At 61.3% G+C, this 24,442-nt stretch carries 24 protein-coding genes and 1 pseudogene; 14 read left to right on the top strand and 11 right to left on the bottom strand.

The window, feature by feature from the left end; all coding sequences use genetic code 11:
* Positions 1-26 precede the first annotated feature (26 nt).
* From KH389_RS07440 to dapA, 3 genes are read right to left on the bottom strand one after another with little or no spacing between them, the layout of a single operon-like run.
* A complete protein-coding gene (locus KH389_RS07440; RefSeq protein WP_043864220.1) occupies positions 27-785 on the bottom strand; it encodes an MBL fold metallo-hydrolase in 759 nt (252 codons plus the stop codon).
* Positions 786-1,901 (bottom strand): outer membrane protein assembly factor BamC, encoded by a 1,116-nt coding sequence (gene bamC, locus KH389_RS07435; protein ID WP_213607179.1) that lies wholly within the window; start codon positions 1,899-1,901, stop codon positions 786-788.
* 17 nt (positions 1,902-1,918) lie between these two features.
* A complete protein-coding gene (gene dapA, locus KH389_RS07430; protein WP_043864222.1) occupies positions 1,919-2,797 on the bottom strand; it encodes a 4-hydroxy-tetrahydrodipicolinate synthase in 879 nt (292 codons plus the stop codon).
* Positions 2,798-3,057: 260 nt separating this feature from the next.
* Here dapA and KH389_RS07425 point away from each other — a divergent pair, with 260 nt between their 5' ends.
* Both KH389_RS07425 and KH389_RS07420 read left to right on the top strand, forming a co-directional pair.
* Positions 3,058-3,618, top strand: coding sequence for a glycine cleavage system transcriptional repressor (locus tag KH389_RS07425; RefSeq protein ID WP_043864223.1), 561 nt, complete (start codon positions 3,058-3,060; stop codon positions 3,616-3,618).
* Between the two features lie 11 nt (positions 3,619-3,629).
* The gene (locus KH389_RS07420; RefSeq protein WP_116053105.1) at positions 3,630-4,103 is read left to right on the top strand and encodes a peroxiredoxin; all 474 of its coding nucleotides are present in this window, start codon (positions 3,630-3,632) and stop codon (positions 4,101-4,103) included.
* A 30-nt stretch (positions 4,104-4,133) separates the two neighbouring features.
* On the opposite strand, the gene KH389_RS07415 is transcribed toward KH389_RS07420, so the two are convergent.
* Both KH389_RS07415 and KH389_RS07410 read right to left on the bottom strand, forming a co-directional pair.
* Positions 4,134-5,204 carry an AI-2E family transporter gene (locus tag KH389_RS07415; protein ID WP_043864225.1) on the bottom strand — a complete coding sequence of 357 codons (1,071 nt, stop codon included), beginning with the start codon at positions 5,202-5,204 and terminating at the stop codon, positions 4,134-4,136.
* A gap of 23 nt (positions 5,205-5,227) precedes the next feature.
* Complete coding sequence (locus tag KH389_RS07410; RefSeq protein ID WP_043864226.1) at positions 5,228-5,467, bottom strand: sulfurtransferase TusA family protein; 240 nt, start codon at positions 5,465-5,467, stop codon at positions 5,228-5,230.
* A gap of 128 nt (positions 5,468-5,595) precedes the next feature.
* On the opposite strand from KH389_RS07410, the gene KH389_RS07405 reads away from it, so the two are divergent.
* On the top strand, positions 5,596-7,029 hold the full coding sequence (locus tag KH389_RS07405; protein WP_043864227.1) for a M48 family metalloprotease: 1,434 nt from the start codon (positions 5,596-5,598) through the stop codon (positions 7,027-7,029).
* A gap of 82 nt (positions 7,030-7,111) precedes the next feature.
* Here KH389_RS07405 and nadA read toward each other — a convergent pair whose 3' ends face one another.
* The 6 genes and pseudogenes from nadA to KH389_RS07375 all read right to left on the bottom strand — a co-directional run bounded on the left by nadA (position 7,112) and on the right by KH389_RS07375 (position 13,421).
* Positions 7,112-8,170 carry a quinolinate synthase NadA gene (nadA, locus tag KH389_RS07400; RefSeq protein WP_213607178.1) on the bottom strand — a complete coding sequence of 353 codons (1,059 nt, stop codon included), beginning with the start codon at positions 8,168-8,170 and terminating at the stop codon, positions 7,112-7,114.
* Positions 8,171-8,379: 209 nt separating this feature from the next.
* Positions 8,380-9,870, bottom strand: a complete 1,491-nt coding sequence (locus KH389_RS07395) for a YdgA family protein (protein ID WP_058541515.1) — start codon at positions 9,868-9,870, stop codon at positions 8,380-8,382.
* 40 nt (positions 9,871-9,910) lie between these two features.
* Positions 9,911-10,780, bottom strand: a complete 870-nt coding sequence (locus tag KH389_RS07390) for an isocitrate lyase/PEP mutase family protein (protein ID WP_043864299.1) — start codon at positions 10,778-10,780, stop codon at positions 9,911-9,913.
* A 217-nt stretch (positions 10,781-10,997) separates the two neighbouring features.
* Positions 10,998-11,816 carry a methyltransferase domain-containing protein gene (locus tag KH389_RS07385; RefSeq protein ID WP_213607177.1) on the bottom strand — a complete coding sequence of 273 codons (819 nt, stop codon included), beginning with the start codon at positions 11,814-11,816 and terminating at the stop codon, positions 10,998-11,000.
* Positions 11,817-11,842: 26 nt separating this feature from the next.
* Positions 11,843-12,205, bottom strand: coding sequence for a helical membrane plugin domain-containing protein (locus tag KH389_RS07380; protein WP_058541513.1), 363 nt, complete (start codon positions 12,203-12,205; stop codon positions 11,843-11,845).
* A 26-nt stretch (positions 12,206-12,231) separates the two neighbouring features.
* Positions 12,232-13,421: pseudogene (locus KH389_RS07375) on the bottom strand (NAD(P)/FAD-dependent oxidoreductase).
* 1,054 nt (positions 13,422-14,475) lie between these two features.
* Here KH389_RS07375 and mgtA point away from each other — a divergent pair.
* The 11 genes from mgtA (at position 14,476) to KH389_RS07320 (ending at position 24,441) form a co-directional block, all read left to right on the top strand.
* The gene (gene mgtA, locus KH389_RS07370; protein ID WP_213607176.1) at positions 14,476-17,187 is read left to right on the top strand and encodes a magnesium-translocating P-type ATPase; all 2,712 of its coding nucleotides are present in this window, start codon (positions 14,476-14,478) and stop codon (positions 17,185-17,187) included.
* A gap of 25 nt (positions 17,188-17,212) precedes the next feature.
* Positions 17,213-17,563, top strand: a complete 351-nt coding sequence (locus tag KH389_RS07365; RefSeq protein ID WP_213607175.1) for a DUF2493 domain-containing protein — start codon at positions 17,213-17,215, stop codon at positions 17,561-17,563.
* Positions 17,564-17,872: 309 nt separating this feature from the next.
* On the top strand, positions 17,873-18,760 hold the full coding sequence (locus KH389_RS07360; protein WP_213607174.1) for a ParA family protein: 888 nt from the start codon (positions 17,873-17,875) through the stop codon (positions 18,758-18,760).
* Positions 18,753-19,502, top strand: a complete 750-nt coding sequence (locus tag KH389_RS07355) for a hypothetical protein (RefSeq protein WP_213607173.1) — start codon at positions 18,753-18,755, stop codon at positions 19,500-19,502. Before KH389_RS07360 ends, KH389_RS07355 begins: the two co-directional genes overlap by 8 nt.
* Positions 19,499-19,870 (top strand): hypothetical protein, encoded by a 372-nt coding sequence (locus KH389_RS07350; protein ID WP_028700200.1) that lies wholly within the window; start codon positions 19,499-19,501, stop codon positions 19,868-19,870. The genes KH389_RS07355 and KH389_RS07350 overlap by 4 nt, the downstream gene beginning before the upstream one ends.
* Positions 19,867-20,109, top strand: a complete 243-nt coding sequence (locus KH389_RS07345; protein ID WP_213607172.1) for a hypothetical protein — start codon at positions 19,867-19,869, stop codon at positions 20,107-20,109. The genes KH389_RS07350 and KH389_RS07345 overlap by 4 nt, the downstream gene beginning before the upstream one ends.
* On the top strand, positions 20,109-20,807 hold the full coding sequence (locus KH389_RS07340) for a DUF2786 domain-containing protein (protein ID WP_213607171.1): 699 nt from the start codon (positions 20,109-20,111) through the stop codon (positions 20,805-20,807). The genes KH389_RS07345 and KH389_RS07340 overlap by 1 nt, the downstream gene beginning before the upstream one ends.
* Positions 20,804-22,150: a replicative DNA helicase gene (dnaB, locus tag KH389_RS07335; protein ID WP_213607170.1), complete on the top strand. Its 1,347-nt coding sequence runs from the start codon at positions 20,804-20,806 to the stop codon at positions 22,148-22,150. Before KH389_RS07340 ends, dnaB begins: the two co-directional genes overlap by 4 nt.
* A 174-nt stretch (positions 22,151-22,324) precedes the next feature.
* On the top strand, positions 22,325-22,852 hold the full coding sequence (locus KH389_RS07330; protein WP_028692975.1) for a hypothetical protein: 528 nt from the start codon (positions 22,325-22,327) through the stop codon (positions 22,850-22,852).
* A gap of 225 nt (positions 22,853-23,077) precedes the next feature.
* Positions 23,078-24,082 (top strand): nucleoid-associated protein YejK, encoded by a 1,005-nt coding sequence (yejK, locus tag KH389_RS07325; RefSeq protein ID WP_213607169.1) that lies wholly within the window; start codon positions 23,078-23,080, stop codon positions 24,080-24,082.
* A gap of 11 nt (positions 24,083-24,093) precedes the next feature.
* Positions 24,094-24,441 (top strand): Arc family DNA-binding protein, encoded by a 348-nt coding sequence (locus KH389_RS07320; protein ID WP_023628770.1) that lies wholly within the window; start codon positions 24,094-24,096, stop codon positions 24,439-24,441.
* Position 24,442 lies beyond the last annotated feature (1 nt).

The following is a 24,442-nucleotide window of genomic DNA, read 5'->3' as shown; positions in this document are numbered from 1 at the left end:
GGCTCCGCTTGCTAAATTGAAATGGGCTAGGCGATTTCGCGCCAGTCGAGCCCGTAATCCTGATTCGCCACTTGCAGCCAGTCCGGGTCACACCCGAGGGCGTCGACGAAACATTGCCGGGCCAGCTGTGGCAGGTTGTTCTTGCTGCTGAGGTGGGCCAGCACCAGGTGCTGCAGGTTCTGCCAGCCCAACTCCGACACCAGGCGCGCGGCCTGGTGGTTGTTCAAATGTCCGTAGTCGCCACCCACGCGCTGCTTGAGGAACATCGGGTAATGCCCGCGGCCCAGCATGTCGCGACAATGGTTGGCTTCGATCAGCAAGGCGTCCAGGCCCTGATAGCTGTCGAGCAGGGCCGCGTCGTACGAGCCCAGGTCGGTCAGCACGCCAAACCGGCGGCGGCCATCGCTGAACACATACTGCAAGGGCTCCAGCGCATCGTGGCTGACGCCAACGGCGGCAATGCTCAATGCACCCAGCTGCAGGGTATCGCCAGCTGCCAGGAAGCCGCTGGGCTCCACGGGCTTGCGCATCCCGCGCAAGGTGCCACGACTGAGGTACACCGGCACATTGTAGCGCCGCGCCAGCAAACCCACCCCATGCACGTGGTCGGCATGCTCGTGGGTCACCAGCACCGCGCTCAACTGCGCCGCCGACACGCCGAGCAGCGCCAGACGCCGCTCGGTTTCGCGCAGGGAGAACCCGCAATCGACCAGTACGCAGGTACTGCCACTGACAATCAGCGTGCCATTTCCCTGGCTGCCACTTCCGAGTACGGCGAAGCGCACTTAACCCAGGTTGTCCTGGATGACGCTCAGCACGCGACGGGCCACATCGGCCGGGGCCACGGTGTTGATGTTCTTCTCGACCGTCACCTGCACGCTGTCACCCACCTTGCTCAGGCGTACCTGATAGCGCTCGGCGCGGGCTTCACGCTCTTCCTTGCTCGGCGCGCTGCCGAACAGGCGGCTGAAGAAACCAGGCTCCTGGTCCTTGGCCTCGGCTTTTTCGGCAAGGTTGATGTAGTACAGGCCCAGGCTGCGGTTGATGTCCTCAACCCGCCATTCGCCCTGTTCCAGGGCACGGCCGACGCTGGACCACGCGCGATCGAGGTCGGCGCCCAGGTTCAGTACCGGGTTGCCGCTACCGTCTTCGCTCAGGCTGACACGGCTCGGGGTATCGAAGTCACGGGCCGCCAGCAGCGATACCGAACCGCCCTTCTCGGCGCTGCGGGTCATGCTGGCAAGCATTTCGTCGACCAGTGCAGCGTCCACACCGGTGTTCTCGGCACGTGCCGGGAAGTCCTGTTCGGTGGCGCTGCCGGCAGCACGCTCGACGGTCACCACATAGACTTCACTGGTATTGCGCTGTACGCCCGGCTCGATGCGAACCCGGGCACGGATTTCATTGTTGCTGCTGCCTGCAACACCGCCCAGGCGCTGGGCCATGGACGCCGACAACTCGTCGAAACGCTGCCAGGTGGTGCTGAACTCGCCGGTCTGCGGGCGCTCTTCGGCGATGCGGAAGCCGTTGTCCTCGAAGAACTGGTGGGCCACCGGCCACACCTCGGCCGGGGCGCGCTGGGCCAGGACCCAACGCGAAGCGCCGCTCTTCTGCAGGCTGAAATCGCTGATGTCGGCACCTGCCGCCAACGGCTGTGGACGCGGCACTTCGAACTCGCCCTTGACGTTGTCGTCGGCGACGTTGCGCGGAATCGGCAGCAGCGGGTCAAGACGCTTGACGTTGCTGACATCCGGCGGCAGCTGCATCGGCGGCTTTTGAGTGGCCTCCAGATAATCGCTGCCCCGGTCACGGAAGTAACCCTCTTCGCCCCAGAGCCAGCCACAACCACTGGTGCTGGAGATGATCAAGGCAAGGGCGGAAAGACCAGCCAATCGCTTCATGCGGTGTACGTCCTCAATTAAAACTTCAGGCCGCACTGGCGCATGGCCTGGCGTACCGTATCGTGACAGGATTCGCTCAGCCAGGTCAGCGGCAGGCGGATGCCCTTGTGCATCAGGCCCATTTCGACCAAAGCCCACTTCACCGGAATCGGGTTGGCTTCGACGAACAGGTCCTTGTGCAGGGGCATCAGTTTTTCGTTGATGGCGCGGGCCTCGTCGGCCTTGCCTTCGAGTGCGGCGTTGCACAGGTCGGCCATTTCGCGCGGGGCGACGTTGGCGGTCACCGAGATGTTGCCTTTACCGCCCAGCAGGATCAGTTCGACGGCGGTCGGATCATCGCCGGACAGCACGATGAAATCCTTGCTCACGCCATCCAGGATCGCCTTGGCACGCTTGAGGTCGCCGGTGGCTTCCTTGATGCCGATGATGTTGGGCACGCTCGAGAGACGGATCACGGTCTCGGCCTGCATGTCACAGGCGGTACGGCCGGGCACGTTGTAGAGGATCTGCGGGATGTCGACGGCTTCGGCAATGTGCTTGAAGTGCTGGTACAGGCCTTCCTGGGTCGGCTTGTTGTAGTAAGGCACCACCAGCAGGCAGGCGTCGGCACCGGCGTCCTTGGCATTGCGGGTCAGGTGGACCGCTTCGCTGGTGGAGTTGGCACCCGTACCGGCAATCACCGGAATACGACCGTTGACCTGCTTGACCACGGCCTTGATGACTTCGATGTGCTCATTGACATCCAGGGTCGCCGATTCGCCGGTGGTACCGACCGCAACGATGGCGTGGGTGCCGTTTTCCAGGTGGAAGTCCACGAGTTTGCTGAGGCTGTCCCAGTCAAGACGCCCTTGTGCATCCATGGGTGTGACCAATGCCACCATACTGCCCGCAATCATGAAGCTGCTCCTGCCGGAAAAAGAGAGCGGTAATGGTACTGGCGCCACAGGGCTTGCACAAGCGAAGCAGGCGGCAGGAGCATTCCCCTCGGCGACCATTTTCGCTACCCTTCTCTCTTTGATCGGTACACAGCGGCCCGCCGGGCTGCCGACAACGCGCCCCGACAGTGCCCGAGCCCTCGATCCTGAGCCACGGAACCACGCCGACAAGCCTATTTGCCCCGTCACGTACCGACCGCTCATCGCTTTAGGAATGCTGCATGTCCACCCCCACCGTTCGCGAACAATTCCTTGTCATCAGTGCCCTGGGCGCAAACCCCATGGAACTGACCAACATTCTGTGCCGGGCCAGCAACGACAATCGCTGCTCGGTCGTCACCTCGCGCCTGACCCGCCACGGCGAGTGCAGCGCACTGGTGCTGCAGGTCACCGGTAGCTGGGACGCCCTGGCGCGTTTCGAAGCGGCGCTGCCGACCCTGGCCAAGAAGCACACTTTCACCGTGAATGTGGTGCGTAGCGCCGAACTCGAAGTGCGCCCGCTGTCGCTGCCCTACGTCGCCTATGTCAGTGCCGCGTACCGCCCCGATATCATCAACGAGCTGTGCCAGTTCTTCATCGACCACAACGTCGAGCTGGAGAACCTGACCTGCGACACCTATCAGGCACCACAGACCGGCGGCACCATGCTCAACGCCACGTTCACCGTGACCCTGCCGGCCGGCACCCAGATCAGCTGGCTGCGTGACCAGTTCCTGGACTTCTCCGACGCCCTGAACCTGGATGCGCTGATCGAACCGTGGCGCCCACAGAACCCCATGTAAGGAAACCCGCAATGGCCGTAGCACTCGACCAACCCGTCGCCGATTTCGAGGCGCAAGCCACCGGCGCCAAGACCGTCAGCCTGAGCGGCCTGAAGGGTCGCCAAGTGGTGATCTACTTCTACCCCAAGGACAGCACCCCGGGCTGCACCACCGAAGGCCAGGGCTTTCGCGACCAGTACGCGGCGTTCCAGGCGGCCAACACCGAGGTGTTCGGCGTATCGCGTGACGGGCTCAAGTCCCACGAGAACTTCAAGGCCAAGCAGGGCTTCCCGTTCGAGCTGATCAGCGACAAAGACGAAGCCCTGTGCCAGCTGTTCGACGTGATCAAGCTCAAGAAGCTGTACGGCAAGGAATACATGGGGGTGGACCGCAGCACCTTCCTGATCGACAGCGAGGGTGTGCTGCGCAAGGAATGGCGCGGCGTGAAGGTGCCCGGGCATGTGGAAGCGGTGCTGGCGCAGGCGCAAGCATTGAACAACGGCTGAAGCGCTTCGCCGGCGAAGCGTGCGCCGCGGCTAAAGCAGCGGCGCCACCACCGGCTCACGCCGCGGCCAGGCGTCGAGCACCGCCTTGAACAGCGTAGCCAGCGGGATCGCGAAGAAGATCCCCCAGAAGCCCCACAATCCGCCAAACAGCAGTACTGCGCAGATGATCGCCACCGGGTGCAGGCTGACCGCTTCGGAGAACAGCAGCGGCACCAGCACGTTGCCGTCCAGCGCCTGGATGATCGCGTACACCGCCATCAGGTAGATGAACTGGTCGCCCCAGCCCCACTGGAACAGGGCAATCAGGGTCACCGGTACGGTTACCACCACCGCCCCCACATACGGCACCACCACCGACAACCCCACCAGCAGCGCAAGCAGCGCCGCATAGTTCAGGCCCAGTGCGATGAACGCGATGTAGGTGGCCACGCCGCAGATCAGGATCTCGATGCCCTTGCCGCGAATGTAGTTGGCGATCTGGCGGTTCATCTCCTCTGCCACGCGGGTCATCAGGGCCCGCTCGCGCGGCAGGTAGCCGCTGACCCAGCGCGCGATCTGCTCGCGGTCCTTGAGAAAGAAGAACACCAGGATCGGCACCAGCACCAGGTAGATCATGATGTTGACCAGCAACGGCAGGCTCGACAGCGAGAAGGTCAGCGCCCATTGACCGAACTTGCCGATCTCGCCGCGCATCGCCTCGATGGCCTGCAGCACCTGCTCATCCGAGACCAGATGCGGGTAGCGCTCCGGCAGCAGCAACAGCAGCGACTGCCACTTGCCAAGCATGCCCGGCAGTTCGTTGAACAGGGTGATCAACTGGTGCCAGAGCAACGGCACCAGCACCAGCAGGAACACCGCCAGCGCGCTCAGGAACAGCAGGAACACCAGCCCCACCGCCACCTTGCTGGGCACCCGCAGGCGCTCCAGCGCATTGACCAGGCCCTGCATCAGGAACGCCAGCACCATGCCCGCCAGCACCGGCGCCAGCATGCCGCCCAGGGTCAGTATCGCGGTGAACCCCAGAAACAGCAGGACCGCCAGCACCACCGCTTCTTCATCCGAGAAATAGCGGTGCAGCCAGCCACGAAGCACTTTGAACATCGGTGATCCTTAAAAAGAAGGGTTCAGGCTTTCTTGAGCCAGTAGGTGTAGACCCCGGCGTCGGCCTGCTCATGCAGCAGCGTATGACCGGCCAGGCGGGCAAAAGTGCGGAAGTCGCGCTGCGAGCCGGCATCGGTGGCCACCACCTTGAGTACTGCACCACTGCCCAGGCGGTTGAGCTCCATCTTGGCCTTGAGCAACGGCAAGGGGCAATTCAGGCCGCTGGCATCCAGTTCGGCGTCGCAGGGTACGGCATCGGTCATCGGGCTTCTCCAGGCAGGTGCATGCCCACGGCAGGTAGCGGCATGCACAGACCTCGTAGGATACCGCCACTGGTCGTCAACGTGTGAGCCGGCTACAGTAAGGTTCTTTGTCGACCCGAGCTTCGTGCATGAATTTTCTGCGCCCTACCCTGCTGACGCTGGCTTGCCTGCTGGCTCTACCGAGCCATGCCGACGACCTGCCGTCACTCGGCGACGCCAGCTCGGCCATCGTTTCCCCGCAACAGGAACACCAACTGGGCCGCGCCTGGTTGAGCCTGCTGCGCGGCAACGTGCGCCAGTTGTCGGACCCCCAGCTCAAGGACTACGTCGAAACCAGCGTCTACCGCCTTGCCGAAACCAGCCAGCTGCAGGACCGGCGCCTGGAGTTCATCCTGATCGACAGCAAGGAACTCAACGCCTTCGCCGCCCCCGGCGGGATCGTGGGGGTCAACGGCGGCCTGTTCCTGAACGCCCAGACCGAGGGCGAGTACGCCTCGGTGCTGGCCCACGAACTGGCGCACTTGTCGCAACGCCACTTCGCCCGCGGCGTGGAAGCCCAGCAACGCATGCAACTGCCGATGATGGGCGCCCTGCTGGTGGGCATCATTGCCGCCGCTGCCGGGGCTGGCGATGCCGGCATCGCCGCGATTGCCGGCACCCAGGCCGCCGCCATCCAGGAACAACGGCGCTTCTCGCGCCAGAACGAACAGGAGGCCGACCGCATCGGCATTCTCAACCTGGAAAAGGCCGGCTACGATCCGCGCAACATGCCGACCATGTTCGAACGGCTGATGCGCCAGTACCAGTACAGCGCCAAGCCACCGGAATTTCTGCTGACTCACCCGGTTACCGAGTCGCGGGTCGCCGACACCCGCAACCGTGCCGAACAGGCCCCCAAGGGCGGTGTGGACGACAGCCTGCGCTACCAGTTGATTCGTGCACGCCTGCAACTGACCTACGAAGGCACGCCGGGCCTGGGTGCCAAGCGCTTCCGCGCCCTGCTGGACGAGAACCCCAACCTGGATGCGGCGCGTTACGGCCTGGCACTGGCGCAGATCAAGGGCGGCCAGCTCAACGAGGCCCGCGAGAGCCTCAAGCCCTTGCTCGCCAAGGCACCCAACGACATCACCTACAACCTTGCGCAGATCGACCTGGACGTCACCAACAACCGCCTGGCCGATGCCCAGCAACGGGTGGAGAAGATGCGAGCCCTGTACCCGGGCAACTACCCGCTGCAGCAGTCACGCATCGACCTGCTGCTCAAGCAGAACCGCCCGGCCGAGGCAGAGAAGGCGCTGGATGCGCTGCTCAAGAATCGGCCGCAAGACCCGGATGTCTGGTATGAGGTGGCGGAGGTTCGCGGCCTGTCGGGCAACACAATCGGCCTGCACCAGGCTCGCGCCGAGTACTTTGCCCTGGTGGGCGACTTCGACCAGGCCTTGCAGCAGCTCGACTACGCCAAGCAGCGGGCGGGCAACAACTTTGTGCTGTCGTCGAAGATCGATGCCCGTCAGCGCGAGCTGATGGAACAGCAGCGGATGGTCAAGGACATGATGCGCTGACACGCATCAAGGTAGCGCGCACACCATATCGCGGGTCAGCCCCGCCCCCTTGTGGGAGCGGGCTCGACCCGCGATGCTGCTTTCAGGCGTTGCCGGAGAGCTTGAGCCGCGCCGCCTGGGTGAAGTCCAGCATGCGCTTGAGTGGCTTGAGTGCCTGCGGGATAAGCGCCGGCTCGACGAAGATCTCGTTGCTGCCCTCGCGCAGGCACTGCAAGGTGCGCTCAAGCGTGTTCATCGCCATCCACGGGCAGTGCGCGCAACTGCGGCACGCCGCGCCGTTGCCGGCAGTGGGCGCCTCGACGAAGATCTTGTCCGGGCACAGCTGCTGCATCTTGTAGAAAATGCCGCGGTCGGTGGCCACGATGAAGGTCTTGTTCGGCATGCGCTGCGCAGCCGCAATCAGCTGGCTGGTGGAACCCACCGCATCGGCCAGGTCGATCACCGCCTCTGGCGACTCGGGGTGCACCAGGATCGCCGCGTCCGGGTACAGCGCCTTCATGTCCAGCAACTGACGCGACTTGAACTCCTCGTGAACGATGCAGGCACCGTCCCACAGCAGCATGTCGGCGCCGGTGTTCTTCTGGATGTAACGGCCCAGGTGCTGGTCAGGCCCCCAGATGATGGTCTCGCCGTTGTCCATCAGGCTTTCGACGATCTCCAGCGCACAGCTGGAGGTCACCACCCAGTCGGCCCGCGCCTTGACCGCCGCCGACGTGTTGGCATACACCACCACGGTGCGCTCGGGGTGCTTGTCGCAGAACGCCGAAAAGTCCTCCACCGGGCAACCCAGGTCGAGCGAGCAGGTGGCCTCCAGGGTCGGCATCAGCACGCGCTTTTCGGGGTTGAGGATCTTCGCCGTCTCACCCATGAAGCGTACACCGGCCACCACCACGGTCTTGGCCGGATGCTGGTTGCCGAAACGGGCCATCTCCAGCGAGTCGGACACGCAACCGCCGGTCTCCTCGGCCAGGGCCTGGATCACCGGATCACAGTAGAAGTGGGCCACCAGCACGGCGTCCTGAGCCTTGAGCTCGGCGGCGATGGCGGCACGGTAGTCAGCCTCTTGCTCGGGCGTCAGCGGCTTGGGCTGCTTGGCGTCGAGGTGGGCCTGGACCAGAAGGCGTTCGGAAATCTGGGTCATGTTCGCAAGACCTGCAGGCGCTAGTGCGCGTAAGTCGAGTGTATCACCGAGCCCTGGCAAATCGGATAACGGTTCAGCCTGTACGACAGAACCAAAGACCCTCTGCGGCCTCGGGTTTTATGGGTTGCCGAAGGCTACAGATAATCGAATGAATTCTAAAGGGTTTTTTGCCAAACCAGGCTGGCGGGGCAAGCCCGCCAGCCCAGCGGTCAGTTGCCTGCCGGTTGCAGGCCGCCGAGGCTGGACATCACCAGCGCGGCGAACTCTTCAACGGTCATCTTCTGCCCGTTGAAGGCCACCTGGCCATCGGCATAGTGCAGGTTGGCAATGATGTCATTGCCCTTGAGCGTGGCCAGCTTGGAATACAAGGCCATCTGCCCGACCATCTCGCCGGCCATTGCGGCCTGCTTGACCTGCGCCTCGTCCTGCCCTTCCAGGCTGGCCTGCAAGGCTGCCAGGTCACCGATCATCGGCTTGGACAGCGACAAGCTGCTCTGCAGTTTCTCGATCATCTGGCGCACCAGCTGATCGGAAGGCAGGTCGGCCGACGTCGGCTTGGCCAGGTCCAGGGTGAGGTTGAAGCGACTTTCACCGTTGGCGGTCTTGAAGGAAAGGTCCTCCACGGCCACCTGAGGCTTGCCCGCCAGCAACTGCATCATCTGCACCTGCATCAGCGCCTGCTCTTCGGCATTCAGCTCCAGCTCGGGCGGTTGGCCGGCAGCGGCCGTCTCCTGCAACTGGGGCATGTGCTTTTCATAGATCGCCATGATCGCCTGCAGCGCAGGGATATCGAAGCGGTTGACCGCCACCACCAGTTGCCCACCGCCCACGGCCTTGCCGTCATAGGTGATGGCGTCGACCTTGTAGGCGGCCCTGGCATCGACCTTGTCGCCGTTGACCTTGTAGGTGTTGCGTTGCTCCACACCCTTGACAGTCAGCGGTACCTGGCGATCGCCAAAGGTGAAGGCGCTGTCGTCCAGGGTCACGTCGGCCTGGCCTTCATAGAAGTCGTAGGGCGTCAGGGTGAGGTCTGCAACCAGTTTCAGGCCCTTGAGGTCGAACTTGAGCGGCGGCGTCTCGCTATCGACCATCGACACCTGCAAGGTGCCCATGCTGCCGTCGAGCTTGAGGCGCTTGCCTTCGAAGTCGCCGCTCATGCCCAGGTCGAAGCCGGAGAACTTCACCGACGAACCGTCCTTGGCGATGTCCAGCGGCATCAGCCTCAACGTGCCGTCATACGACTGGTCATAGCCCAGGCTGAACTCGCCCTGCACCGGCGAGACATCACCGCTGGCCGCATACCACTCGGCTGTGGTGGCATCCTTCTCGATCGAGGTGCTGGATGCCGCCATCACCGGCATCAGCTTGAATGCCTTGACCCGCTGCCAGGGAAACGGCCCGTGCTCGATGCGATCGACCAGGGTCAGTTCCAGGTTGCTCGGCTCATCGCCCAGCTCCAGGTTCTGCACGGTGAACCTGTAACGCGCGACACTGCTGAACAGGTGTTGCTCCAGCGATACCAGCTCAAGCCGCGCCGTGGCACCCAGGCCCTTGAACGACTTTTGCATCTGCAGATTGGACTGTGCGGTAGCGTGCTCCAGCACGCCAGGCAACTGCTTGCCCGTATACCACGCCCCGGCCGTGCATACGGCCGCTACGGCGACGGCAAGCCCGCACACCACTCCCAGTGTTTTCTTCATGAATTGATCCGTTTGCTATCCATATTTAGGTGAAGCGATGTTACTCGTTGACGTCCATGAACTCCCGCGCCCAGACGATGTAGTCGCCGGGTACGGTGTAGGTATGGGTGAGTTCGGTGGCACTGAGGTCCGAGGCGCTGCTGGTGATGCGGCGCTGCTCGCGCAGGCAGTCGTAGGTGGCCTTGATCGCGGCGAAGTAGGCGCCATGGCCATCCACGGCGATACGCACGCCCAGCTCGGCCAGACGCGTGTCGTCGTGCAGCTGCGGGTTGCCGTAGGTCACCAGCATCAGCGGCACGCTGACGTGGCGGGCAATCTCTTCGAGATGATCGAAATCGCGGATGCCGACCATGCACACGCCGTCGGCGCCAGCATTCTGGTACGCGACCACGCGGGCAATGACTTCTTCGACCGGGATCAGCGCGGCATTGGTGCGCGCGATGATCGACAGCTCCTGGTCGACGCGAGCCTCCAGGGCAGCGCGGATCTTGCCCACGCCTTCATCGATGCTGATCAGGTCGGTGGACTTGCGCCCGAACTGGGCAGGCAGCAGGGTGTCTTCGATGGTCAGCGCAGCCACGCCGGCGCGCTCGAGCTCGGTGACGGTGCGCATCACGTTCAGCGCGTTGCCGTAGCCGTGGTCGGCGTCGGCGATCACCGGCAGCTGTGCGACACGCCCGATGCGCGTGGCCTGCTCGGCAAATTCACTCAAGGTGATCAGGGCAAAGTCCGGAGCCGCCAGCACCTGTAACGAAGCCACCGAGCCGCCCAGGATGCCGACTTCGAAGCCGAGGTCGGCGGCGATTCGCGCAGACATCGGGTCGAACACGGAAGCCGTGTGATAGCAGACCGGGGAGGCCAGGAGTTTACGAAAGGCACGGCGCAAATCTTGGTGGGAGGCTCTAGGCATGATCATTCCAGTTTCTTCATCTTCATTCTGGAGGAGAACATACCATTCCTGCCCGACACTCCGACAGTCGCCAGACCCGAACCCAAACAAAAATAAGCGAACAGAAAACGAAAACGCCCCCCCTCCAGAAGCCCTGCACGCGCTGCCCCCCCTCATTCTGAGGGAGAGACCAGTCGCGGCTTGCAGGGCTGTCGAGAGTGACCGCCCAAGGGCAATCTCAGACCGAGGCCACGATGAAGGTGCGCTTGAACGGGAACAGCGTGCGCCCGTCGTCCTCACGCGGGTAGTGCGCTTCCAGAAGCCTGAGGTACTTGCGCAGAAACGCATCGCGGTCCTCGTCATCCAGGGAGCTGAGCACCGGGCGCAGTGCCGAAACCTTGACCCAGTCGAACACCGGCGACTGGCCTTCGACCACCTGCAGATGCTCGGTTTCCCAGATATCCAGCTTGCTGGTAAGCGGCGCCAGCAACCGGTAGTAGCAGTCCAGGGACAGGACATTGCGCGCCGACATGAACTTGCGCAGCTCCAGCGTACCGATCACCCGGCCCGCAGGCCCGCATTCGCTCAGGGCCCTGAGCATCAGGTGGTACCAGGGTGCATCCCGCCAGTTGGGCATGTGCAGCGCCAGGTAGCCGCCAGCGTGCAGATTGCCGAGCAGCCGCGGCAGCAGGTTTTCGTGGTCCTCCATGAAATGGAGCACGGCAGCGGCGAACAGCAGGCTTGCCGGCTGCTTGGGCTCCCACTGACCTATGTCGCTGTTCAGCCATTGGGCATTGACCGGCAGGGCTCGGGCCTCGGCGAGCATTTCTGCCGAGCTGTCTACGCCGAACAACTGTGCCTCTGGCCAGCGTTCGGCCAGCAGCCGGGTGGCGATTCCGGTACCACAGCCCAGATCATAGATGGACGCTGGTGCCTGCAAGGGCAGGTGATCGAGCAACTCGATCACCGGACGCTCCCTCAAACGCGAAAACTGTTGATAGCCTTGCGGGTCCCAGGTCGTACTCCCGCGCAGACCCTGTTGCTGTTTTACAAGCATTGCCACGTTCCTCTCGCTCCATGCGATCAATATTGCCGTCCAAGATTGTTCAACACCCTCAACATCAGCGCGATACCACGTCGCGTTTGCGGCTCGCGCAGCAGTTGCACCAGGCCCAGCAGGCTTGGTGGCTGGGTATCGCTGCTCTGCGCCTGCGCCATGCGCAGCGCGTTGCCCACGGTCCAGGTCAGGGCTGTCACGTCCTCGAACCCATGGGCCAGCTTGTCCACCATCGCGGTGTCGAGCAGGTCGACCAGGTCGGACCCCAGCGACAGCAAGTCGATGATGTTGTCCATGCGACCACTGACCAGCAGCGGTTCGAGTTTTTTCATCAGGGCGTCAACGCCCGGGTGAGCAAGGTGTTCCACGGTAGGTTCGAAGGTTTCCATATCGACGTACTCCTGCACCGCTCGACTCAGATCATTCCACGGGCAACCGCCCAGTAGAGGCCCCGGTTGAATCCATTGCGCAACAGGCCGCCCAGCTTGGTCGGTGGGGTGGGCACCACATCCTGCTGGTAGTTGTAGGTCAGTGGCATGCCGGCGTTGAGGCCCATCTGCGCAACGGCCTGGACCTTCCCGTCGTAGACGGCGCAGGGGGTGCCCAGGCGGATCTCGCCGGCGATGTTGTTGGCCACCACCGGTGCCTGGTTATGGCAGGCACCGCCCGCCTTGCTGATGGGTAGGTCCTGGTGTCGCCGATCACGTAGACGTTCTCCAGGCCGTAGACCTGCAGGGTCTCGTGGTTGGTCGGCAGCCAGCCCTCGTTGTTGGGGGCCTGGGACGCACCGCTCTGTATCACCGCGTCCACTGCACGAATGGGTGGGGTCGCCATCAGGATGTCGAACGGCTGCGCCTGGCCTTCGGCCGAATAGGCAATACGTTGATCCGGGTCCACGCGGTCCAGGGTGAAGCCACGCTGAAACCTGATGTTCTTCTGTTCAAAAAGGGTGGGCAATAGTTCTCCGGTTGGCCGCTGCATGAACAGACAGTTTCTGAGCAATTGCGCAGTGGTCGGATAGGTATAAACAATTTCAACGTTATTGCGAACACCGCGACGGCGCAGCAAGTCATCCAGCATCAAGGTAGTTTCCACCGGCGCAATACCGCACTGGTGCGGAACATTGGGCGTCTGTGGGAAAGAAACGGATATGAAGATGCGCCCTTTTTCAATCGTCATCAGACGTTGCGCCAATTGTCGCGCCGCCTTGTATTGATAGAAATGATCCCCCGCCTCCTGCAGCCCCTCGATGCGCTCGGGAGCGGGTACGCAGCCCGTCGCGATCACCAGAAAGTCATAGCCCACGCGCCTTCCAGAGCGGGTGTGCAGGGTTTGTCCGGGGAAGTCGAAGCGGGTGACCTCCTCCACCTGGAAGTCGATTTCAGGTCGCAACAGCGAACGCTCGGGCCGTTTCAGGTCTTCCTGGAAATAGCTGTTGAAGGCAACGTACATGAAGGCAGGTTTGTAATAATGATCCGGCGAATTCGACAGCAGTTTGACCGTGACCTGATGCTTGAGTATTTCCGGGTATAGTTGTCTGACCAATTGATTGGCGAGCATCGTGCCGCCTACACCTCCCCCCACGACGACAATAGTTTTAGACATAGCCCCACTCCCTGGCTGGTTTTGAATCCATGCCAAGTACCATAGCAATTATAAAAAAATGCCATATACAGAATCGCTATAGCAAAACAGACATTAATTGCTGTTTCAAAAAACAGTACTCTTCCACCGGTGAAACTCTGCCCACTTCGCATTATTCCTTGGCACAGGCAGACTCTCCTCTGCCGCTGACTGCTTTGTGTGAAATTTTATTAACGTTTCAATTTTCACGCCTGATTGCTGTTGACTTCGCTCCCCCTCCTGAGTAAATTGCGCGGGCCGGAAATCCGGCCTTTTTTCAACTCACCAAAGAAGCCAATGGACATAGTATCTAGACGCTGTCTGGTCATTGCCGCTGCGCAACGCCAGGCACTTAACCCTGAAAATGACGGGACTCGACTCCGCGGTCGGGTAAGCTGCGCTAGGGCTTGATGCTCCAACGTGGCTTGCCTCCCCGGTTCGTCCGGTCGCGAGGCACACGTTATGTATTTCACTTCTTCTGCAATACCGGGCGTACGCGCCTTCACTTCAGCCCTGCGGGCCAGGCTTCTGCGCGCGCCCAGGCTGCCCGTGCGTGCGTCAAGCCTCCCCTGCGACTCCCCTGCCAGCAGCGCCTTGCGGGCCCGTTGGCGCATCTGCTCCACAAGCGGCCAACGCCAGCAGCGCTGGAGCCTGGACGACAGTCAGGACCCACCGAGTCGGGGCGCCGCCCTGTTTCTGCAGCACGCCTGATCCAGGTTTGCATGCATTCGGGGTGCGTACTTCCCCTTGAATAAACGGCAACTTTGCGCTTATTAAAAAACGAATTTCCTAGTTGGAAAATTCGCCGGCACTTTATTGCCTTCGCATTAATAAAAATCTGTGGAGCACATTATGGAAGAGGCCAGTAGTCGGTTCGCTGCCTGTGCACGTTCATTCAACAGGCAGCGAACGTCACCGCTAAAGATCCCACTCTTCGAATCGATCGCCTGCCCGCGACTCGACATACTTTCACTCGCCTATGATTAGTTGAGTTGTCGGTGTGTCGTGCCGCGAGCAGGCGGCAGGAGCACAGACCATGACTGTAAAAAACCCAACACCCCGCCACACCCACCCCACCCGTGACAGCAACAAGCTGTCGATGCGCGCCGCGCGCGAGGCCCAGAACGGCCTGGCCGTTACCCTGGCCAACGTCAACTCCAGCCCCGCCGGGCTCACCGAAGAAGAAGCCCAGGGCCGCCTGCAACGGGACGGCCACAACGAAGTCGCCCATGACCGTCCGCCCCATGCACTGGTGCAGTTGCTGCACGCTTTCAACAACCCCTTCATCTATGTGCTGATGACCTTGACGGGTATCAGTTTCTTCACCGACTTCTGGCTGCCGCTGCAGGCCGGCGAAGAAACCGACCTGACCGGCGTGATCATCGTGCTGGTGATGGTGTTGGCGAGCGGCGTGATGCGTTTCTGGCAGGAACACCGATCGGCCAAGGCCGCCGAAGCCCTGAAGGCGATGGTGCGCACCACCGCAGCCGTGCTGCGGCGCGAGCAGCTAGGGGCCCAGGCGCGGGTTCGAGAACTACCCATGCGCGAACTGGTGGTGGGCGACATCATCCAGCTGTCTGCCGGCGACATGATCCCCGCAGACATTCGCCTGATCGAGTCCCGCGACCTGTTCATCAGCCAGGCGGTACTGACCGGCGAAGCCTTGCCAGTGGAAAAGTACGACACCCTGGGTGCGGTGCAGGAAAAATCCGCCAAGGCCCAGGCCGCCGACCAACAGGACCTGCTGGACCTTCCCAACATCTGCTTCATGGGCACCAACGTGGTCAGCGGGACCGCCACGGCCGTGGTGGTCGCCACCGGGGCTCGTACCTATTTCGGCTCACTGGCCCGCTCCATCGTCGGCTCCCGCGCGCAGACCGCCTTCGACCGCGGGGTCAACAGCGTGAGCTGGCTGCTGATCCGCTTCATGCTGGTGATGGTGCCCATCGTGCTGCTGATCAACGGCTTCACCAAGGGGGACTGGGCCGAAGCCTTCATGTTCGCCCTGGCGGTAGCGGTTGGCCTGACCCCGGAAATGCTGCCGATGATCGTCAGCGCCAACCTGGCCAAGGGCGCGGCCGCCATGGCCAGGCGCAAGGTAGTGGTCAAGCGCCTGAACGCGATCCAGAACTTCGGCGCCATGGACGTACTGTGCACCGACAAGACCGGCACCCTGACCCAGGACCGCATCATCCTCGAACACCATGTCGATGTCGGCGGCAACCGCTGCGACGAGGTGCTGCAACTGGCCTGGCTCAACAGCCACCACCAGAGCGGCATGAAAAACCTCATGGACCGCGCCGTGGTCAGTTTCGCCGAGGACAATCCGCAGTTCACCCCTCCGGCAGCCTGGCGCAAGGTCGACGAACTGCCCTTCGACTTCGTACGTCGGCGTCTGTCGGTGATCCTGGCCGATGCCAGTGGTGGTCACCTGCTGGTGTGCAAGGGCGCCGTGGAAGAGATGCTGGAGACCGCCAGCCGGGTCCGCCAGCAGGGCACTGCCGTAAGCCTGGATGCCGAGCGCCGTTCGGCCCTGCTCAAACTCGCCGAGGCCTATAACCGCGACGGCTTTCGCGTGCTACTGGTGGGTACCCGCCAAATAGCCGCAGGCGAGACGCAGACCCAGTACAGCGCCAGCGATGAGCGCGAGCTGATCATCGAAGGCTTGCTGACCTTCCTCGACCCGCCCAAGGAAAGCGCCGGCCCGGCCATCGCCGCACTGCGCGACAACGGCGTGACGGTCAAGGTACTCACCGGCGACAACCCCACCGTTACCGCCAAGATCTGCCGGGAAGTGGGCCTGGAGGCAGGCGAGCCGCTACTGGGCCGCGACATCGAGCACATGGACGATGAGGTGCTCGCGCGCCGGGTGGAAGAGCGCACGGTGTTCGCCAAGCTCACGCCACTGCAGAAGTCCCGCGTACTCAAGGCCCTTCAAGCCAACGGCCACACCGTCGGTTTTCTGGGTGACGGGATCAACGACGCTCCTGCCCTGCGCGACGCCGACGTCGGCATCTCGGTGGACAGCGGCACCGACATTGCCAAGGTGTCGGCAGACATCATCCTGCTGGAAAAGAGCCTGATGGTACTGGAGGAAGGGGTCATCAAGGGTCGCGAGACCTTCGGCAACATCATGAAGTACCTGAACATGACCGCCAGCTCCAACTTCGGCAACGTGTTCTCGGTGCTGGTCGCCAGTGCCTTCATCCCCTTCCTGCCGATGCTGGCGATTCACCTGTTGCTGCAGAACCTGATGTACGACTTCTCCCAGCTGGCGCTGCCATGGGACAAGATGGACAAGGAGTACCTGGCCAAGCCACGCAAATGGGATGCCCGGAACATCGGGCGGTTCATGCTGTGGATAGGGCCAACCTCATCCATTTTCGACATCACCACCTTCGCGATGATGTGGTACGTGTTCGCCGCCAACAGCGTGGAAATGGCCAGCCTGTTCCAGTCGGGCTGGTTCATCGAAGGGCTGCTGTCCCAGACCCTGGTGGTGCACATGCTGCGCACCCGCAAGATCCCGTTCATCCAGAGCACTGCAGCCTTGCCGGTAATGCTGGCGACGGGGCTGGTGATGGCGCTGGGAATCTACGTGCCCTTCTCGCCGCTGGGCAGCATGGTCGGCCTGGTTCCGCTGCCGTGGGAATACTTCCCTTGGCTGGTGGGCACACTGCTCAGCTACTGCGTGGTCGCCCAGACCATGAAGACCTTGTACATCCGCCGCTTCAAGCAGTGGTTCTGAAGAACGTGGCTCAGGGAGAACGCCTATGCGCGTACTGATTTGCGCCGGCCGCCATTACGCCGACAGCCGGGTGTGCCGGCAGGTTCTGGAAGCTTTCCAGCGCCTGCACCCGGTGCAGGTGGTCATCCACGGTGGTAGTCAGTTCCTCGGTGCACATATCGAGGACTGGGCCCGGGAAAACGCAGCCCACATCGTGCGCTACCCACCCAACTGGCAGCACCACGGCAAACAGGCCGAACGCCTGCGCAACCGCTTCATGCTGACCGATAGCCGACCGGACATCGTGCTCGCGCTGCCCGGCGGGGCAGACACCGAAGAACTGCTCGAGCAGGCCCGAAGCCAGGGCCTGCAGACACTCTCGGCAGGCAACCCGTAGACCGGTGCTCCCCTCCCGCGCCAGCTCGCACCCAGCCGAGCTGGCGCGAACGCAATCTCCAGGTCAACCCGCAGGTCACGGTTCAATTGCTGAACAGGGAGGGAAATTCAACAGACGAAAAAAAAACCCGCTTTCTCATGGAAAGCGGGTTTTTCGAAATGGTGGGTCGTGTAGGATTCGAACCTACGACCAATTGGTTAAAAGACAATTGGGGTCTAGGCCGAAATTTCCATCTAGGGAGGGGTTTTAAGCACCATTCCAGCGCCTAGGCACGCAGCCTCTAATGAAATCCACATTAGAGGCATGGCAATGACACATCCGAAGAAAGCAAGACGAGCAGGTAAGGTTTCCACCAAAGGCGGCACCGGTAAATCCACCGGGTCCACCAATCTGGGGGCATTCACTGCAGACGCTGGGCTGCGCACCCTCCTCATCGATCTGGACCCCGTCCAGCCTTCCGCATCCTCCTATTTCCCCCTGGAGTACACCGCCCCGGGCGGCATTTTCGAACTGCTGTCGTACAACGAAACCGACCCGGCCAAGATCATCTCCCACACGTCGATCAAGAATCTCGACGTCATCATCTCGAACGACGCCAACAACCAGCTCAACAACCTCATACTGCAGGCGCCTGATGGCAGACTGCGACTAGCCAACCTGATGTCGGCTTTCGATGCCGATTACGACCTCATCCTCTTTGACACCCAGGGCGCCCGCTCTGCGATGCTGGAGATGGTCGTTCTTGCATCCGACATCATCCTCTCCCCCCTCCCCCCAAACATGTTGGCCGCGCGCGAATTCAGCCGTGGGACCATCCATATGATGGATGGGCTGCGCAGTTACGCACGCCTCGGCCTCACCATTCCCCACATCAACATCATCATCAACGGCCTGGATGAAACTGCTGACGCGCGCGAGATCCACCGCACCGTCCGTGAAATTTTCGACGGGAACCCTGACTACACCGTCCTGCAATCGATCATTCCAGATGCCGTCATCTTCAAGAAAGCCGCGAGCCAAGGCGTGCCGGCGCATCGGCTTGAATATCGTCAACCGTCGAACCGTAAGTCGCCGTCGGCGCTGAACGTCATCCGCAGCCTGGCTATCGAGGCGTTCCCAGAATGGAAAGACCGCTTCGAGGCAATGACCGAAGAGCGTGTTGCCCAGATCGCCAAGAAGGCCCGCCGCGATGAGTAAGCACGCGATTACCGAGGCTGCCGGGATCACGGCCGATGAGGTCCTCAGGATTGGGAAACTCTACAGCTCAAATGAGTTACGCGGCATCCAGAAAAAGCTGACATCCGCGTCTGGAGACCTGCACAAGCTAGCCAACGGTTGGAAGATGGGTGCCGGCTTCCTCGGTTCGCTCGGTGACCTTCTGAGCATTAAACAACGCGAGCTACTGCGTAGTGCCGCACAACTCGTTGATTCGATCGGTCACAACGTGACCCATGCGAAGGAAAAGCGCGTTCGTTCCGAGAAAGAAACGAAACGCCGGCAAGATGCGCGTGATGCTCAGTCGAAACAGCTGGTAGCCCGTACGTTCCCCTTGCCTACCGAGACTCACGAAGAACTGCTGGAGACGATCAAAGCCGCACTCATCCTGAATCGTGCACGGCAGTTCAACACCTCCTACAACCCTTCTGAATTCAACGTTTACATCAGAAACGAGCTGAAGACACCTGCTCGGCTCTATGGGCATTCAGTGGAGCAACACCGAGCCGGGAATGTCAGATCACTCCGCTACTTCATGATCAGCGATCTGACCAGCCACCTTGCTTATGACGATGGTTCGTCGGTTGAGGAACGTCTGCGGCTCATGCAGGAGAAAGTGGCCGAAGCTGTAGGCCTGGCTGCCTTGACGGCAGACGAACGCGAGACCCTGCGCCTGTGGCAAGAGGCCCTGCTCCCAAGTGCTGGACAAGGGGATGCCTCATGAAGGGACAACTCCCCAAAACACTCACGTTGGGCATGCTTCAAGATCGTTTGACTACGATCCGTCAGGAGCACCAAGTCCCCACCTGGGCACCTGTAAAAGTGGAGCTGAATGGAATGTCATTCCAGCTCAACACTGGCAATTTCGCAGTGACCGACGATGGGAGTTTGGCGCTTGAGCTGAGCCTTCCCGATGCCGCTGTGGCCGCGATCGCGTATGCCCTAGAACATCCATGTGAGTCTCCCATGGAGTTCCTGCGCTGCTGGAACGAGGGCAATTTTGAGGCACTCCGTACGGAATGGGCGGAGGTGCCCGCCGAGGTATTCATCGGCGCCGATCCCCTCCACCAGCAGTCTGGAGGTGCTCGATGACTTCTGGCCCCATTTCCCAGTTCGCGGGCTCACTGTGCCTGTACCTCATGAACTGCTCCGTAGCATTGGCGACCGCCTACGGCTTGGGTTCAATCTTCAAAGCCCCGCTTGCCGAAATCGCTCTGCAGGGTTCGGTCTATTCGGCCTATGCGCTCGGCACGGTCGGGACGCTGAATCTCCTGGTGCTGATCGCATCAGCTATGCGTGGACAACCTCGCCGACTTGGGGAGGACTCCTGATGGACAAGCAGAAGATCCTCGACAAAGTCACCAAGCTGATGGCCTTGGCCAACAGCCCAGGGGCAAACACGAACGAGGCAGCAATCGCATTGCGCCAGGCCCGCTCGCTCATGGCCCAGTACAACATCGACGCAGACGAACTACGGGCCAGCCAAGTCCTTGAAGCAAGCATCCCCACGGGCACACGTCGATCCCCAGCGGATTGGTTGCATGCCCTCGCCGGAACGTGTGCAGCCGCATTTGACTGCAGCCACCTCTCCTACTACCACCCTTTGAAGGGTTACTGCTTCAAGTTCCTGGGCAAAGGTATCGGTCCGGATCTGGCTGCCTATGCCTACAGCAGCCTCGTCATGCAGTTACAGAAAGCACGTCGCGAGCATGTCTCGCAGCAGAAACGGTGCCAGCTGAAGACCAAACGACGCCGCGGCCAACTCTTCGCGGAGGGTTGGATTGGAGCAGTGGCCTACAAAGTTCGAGAGTTCGCGGGTGACCTGGCTCCGGAGATCAAGGCTGAGATCACGGCCTACTTGACCGTGCATCACCCTGACTTGAAGCAAAGCGACATCACGCCAAGCGAAGCCAAAGGCCACGATCGTAGCTCGCTGTACGCAGGTATTCGGCAAGGCCGGCATGCTCAGCTCCACCACGGAGTTGGCCGCACCGAACAGCCTGGCATTTCCCACGGGGGTGCCAGATGACCGACCTGAGCTATTCACCTCCTCACTCCATGGAGGCCGAACAGGGCGTCCTGGGCGGGCTGATGCTGGACAACGAAGCCTGGGATCTCGTCGGTGACCTACTGCAGGCAGATGACTTCTTTCGGGGCGAACACAGGCTGATCTTCACCGCTATCCAGGAACTGTCAGAGAAAAACAGCCCTTTCGACGTAGTGACGATTTTCGAGCAGATGGCCGTCCCCGAGGAGGTTGGAGGACTTTCCTACCTAGCAGAGCTGGCCAAGAACACCCCGTCTGTAGCGAATATCCAATCGTATGCGGAGATCGTGCGTAATCGCGCACACCTTCGTCGCATCATGTCCCTGTGTTTCCAGGGGACACGGGATGCAGCTGAACTCGCTGCTGACGCGGCGGAGGTTCAGGACACGCTCGAGCAGAAGCTGTTCGCGCTGGGCGAAGGTCGCGTTGTACGTGAATTCGCCAACATGAACGAGGCACTGCTCTCTGTCGTCGACAAGATCGACGCGAATTTCAACGGTCATGTGACCGTAACGGGGGTGCCAACAGGCATCACCGATCTCGATGAAATGACGCGCGGCCTGCAGCCAGCAGACCTGATCATCGTCGGCGCGCGCCCATCCATGGGCAAGACCTCGTTCTGCTTGAGCATCGTAGATGCCGCGCTGACCAGTAAGCCTGACGAGATCGTGCTGGTATTCAGCATGGAGATGCCTACCGAGGCCCTCATCTATCGAATGCTGGCAATTTTGGGCCACATCGACCTGAGCAGGCTCCTGTCCGGTCAGTTGCAGGACGAGGACTGGCCCAAACTCTCCGCCGCCGTGCGTCGCATGAACGCATACGGCAACCGTCTGGTCATCGATGACAGTGCAAACCTCACTCCTGCTGCGATGCGCGCCAAGGTTCGACGGGCTAGCCGGCGCTTTGGGAAGCCCTGCTTGATCATGGCGGATTACCTGCAACTCATGCGCTGCCCTGGGCAAGAGAACCGGGCCAATGAGATCAGCGAGATATCTCGTTCCCTCAAGGGGATCGCGAAGGAATTCAACTGCCCCTTCGTAGCTCTTTCTCAGCTCAACCGGGCTCTGGAGCAACGTCAGAACAAACGACCAGTCAACGCCGATCTGCGCGACAGCGGAGCGATCGAGCAAGACGCCGACATCATCCTCTTCGTGTACCGAGACGAGGTGTACAACGAAAACACCGAGTTCAAGGGGATTGCCGAGCTGATTATCGGCAAACAACGCCAAGGGCCTACGGGCTATGTACGCGCAGCCTTTATCGCCAACCAAACTCGCTTCGCAAACCTCACTGCTGACCATTGGCAAGGAGCTGCTGCATGACGCTCACAGAATCCCATCTGATTACGCATGGCTGCCTTAACTGTGGCCGGCACTTCGCGCTTCATCAGGTACGGCAGGTGCATCCTGCTGAGCATACCCCTGAAGGTGAGGCAGAGGTTCTGGTATGCCCGGTCTGCGGCAGCTATGACCCCGTTCCTCTCTCGGAGGTGCCCAATGCAGGCTGAGCAGATCTACCCTTCGATCCCTGCAATCGCAAACACCGACCAATCGGCCTTGGCATTCGCGCACCAATCTGGCGTAAACGCGGTTTGGCTGGATGCTCTCAGCCAGGTTGTCTCACGGCTCACCCAGTTCGGTGAAACCACGGTGCCTGTTGAGCTGAATGAGGCTCTGCAAGAGCTTGCACAGCTGCAGTACGTCGAGCTGGAAAGCCATGATGCTGGAACGCTGGCAGCGACCCTCCTTGGCCAACCAGCCCTGCTGACCAATTACTTCTGGTCCGTATGGGTACCAAGGCACCTGCTGAGCTGCGGTCTGAAGGTTGCAGTAACCCCCCATCTGACCAGCTCCGTGGACGAGGCTCATCACTGCACCGTGGTCTTCCGGATTCCTGGGTCGCGCGAGACTGCACGTGAGTTCCTCACCGACCTGGCCACCCAATATCCGGGCTGCACCCCGGAAATCGTGGCCATCCAAGCAGGTGATGCACTTTGCCCGAAGGAGGCCGGATCCAATGCGTAACCTTCTTCGCGGCGCCCACGACAGTGTCCGCCGGCTTGCTGAGTTTGCCCTCTCCGAGGGCTGGACTCTCTCCAGGTCCAATAGCGGCCACCTGAAGTTCAGCAAGTCCGGCTTCGCACCGATTTTCACTTCCTGCACACCTAGCGACCACCGTTCCGAGCGCAACACCCTGGCGTTGCTTCGCCGTGCGGAAGTCCAAAACAGCTCCTCGCGGGGGATTCAATAATGCCGATCCGACACGTAATTGTTCACCAGCTCGACAAGCAGCCCGACGGCAGCCCCGCCGTCCTTCATGCCCGTGACACTGAGCTCCCTCCGTCCGATGCTATCGAGAGTCTCCAGGGCGACCTGAACGACAGCTACAACGCCAAGCAAGGCAAAGCGTGGGGCTTCTTCCATGGGGAGTCGGGTGCGTACCCATTCAGCGGTTGGCTGAAACAGTACTTGGAGGAGCAGCAAGACTTCACCAGCTTCAGCCGTGTGTCTGTCGAACACCTGCAGAAACTGCTTGAAGAGGTCAACCTGTCCACCGGGGGCCACGTGCTCTTCAGCCATTACCAACAAGGCTTGACTGAGTACTTGATGATCGCTGTCCTCCAGCAGGTCGAAACCGTCGGCCTGGACGGTGATCTTAATGTTGTAGCCTCTCGCTACCTGGACACCAGCAACTTCTCCTGCGCGGCCCGGATCAACCTGAGCGAGTGGCGCAACAACCCAAACTCGAAGCAGTACATTTCCTTCGTTAAAGGCAAAAACGGCAGGAAGAGTTCGGACTACTTCCGCGACTTCATCGGGTGCCAAGAAGGCGTCGACGGGCCAGGTGAAACCCGCACGCTTCTCAAAGCATTCACCGACTACGTCGAGAAAGAGGATCTCCCAGAAGAAAGCGCCCGGGAGAAAACCCACGCGCTGCTCGACTATGCCACCACCCAAACGAAGCTGGGGCAGCCCCTCTCTCTTAAAGAGCTGTCCCAGACTCTCGATGAAGACCGCCCTCAGGCGTTTTACGACCACATCCGCAATAGCGACTACGGCCTATCCCCTGAGATCCCGGCCGATAAGCGCACACTCAACCAATTCCGCCGTTTCACCGGCCGCGCCGAAGGTCTGTCGATCAGCTTTGAGGCGCACCTGCTCGGTTCCAACGTCACCTACGACGCCGACACCGGCTCGCTGACGATCAAGAACCTGCCCACTCAGCTCACCGACCAACTCAAACGCCGCCAGTAAGGAGAACCACCATGAACGCAACCAATTCCCGTACCGCTGACAAGTTCGTGGTTCGCCTGCCGAATGGCATGCGTGAACAAGTGGCAGAAGTCGCCCGCAAGAACCATCGTTCCATGAACAGCGAAATCATCGATCGCCTCGAGCAATCGCTACTCAACGGTCAATTTGAACCGGCGCAGAAAGCCCAGGGCGACGGCGCCAACGCAGAGGAGTTGAGATCCGAGCTGACCCGCGCATACCGGATCATCGATCGCCTGTTGCAAAATGCTGTTCCCACTCAAGACGACATTCAGGAAGTGCTGCACCTGGTTCGCCACTCTCCTCTGGCTCACCCGCACGTTGCTGCGGTAGGAGCTTGAG

The sequence above is a fragment of the Pseudomonas qingdaonensis genome, assembly GCF_018398475.1.
In the GTDB taxonomy this organism is placed as follows: Bacteria; Pseudomonadota; Gammaproteobacteria; order Pseudomonadales; family Pseudomonadaceae; genus Aquipseudomonas; species Aquipseudomonas palmensis.
This window is presented reverse-complemented; position numbering and strand designations above follow the sequence as displayed.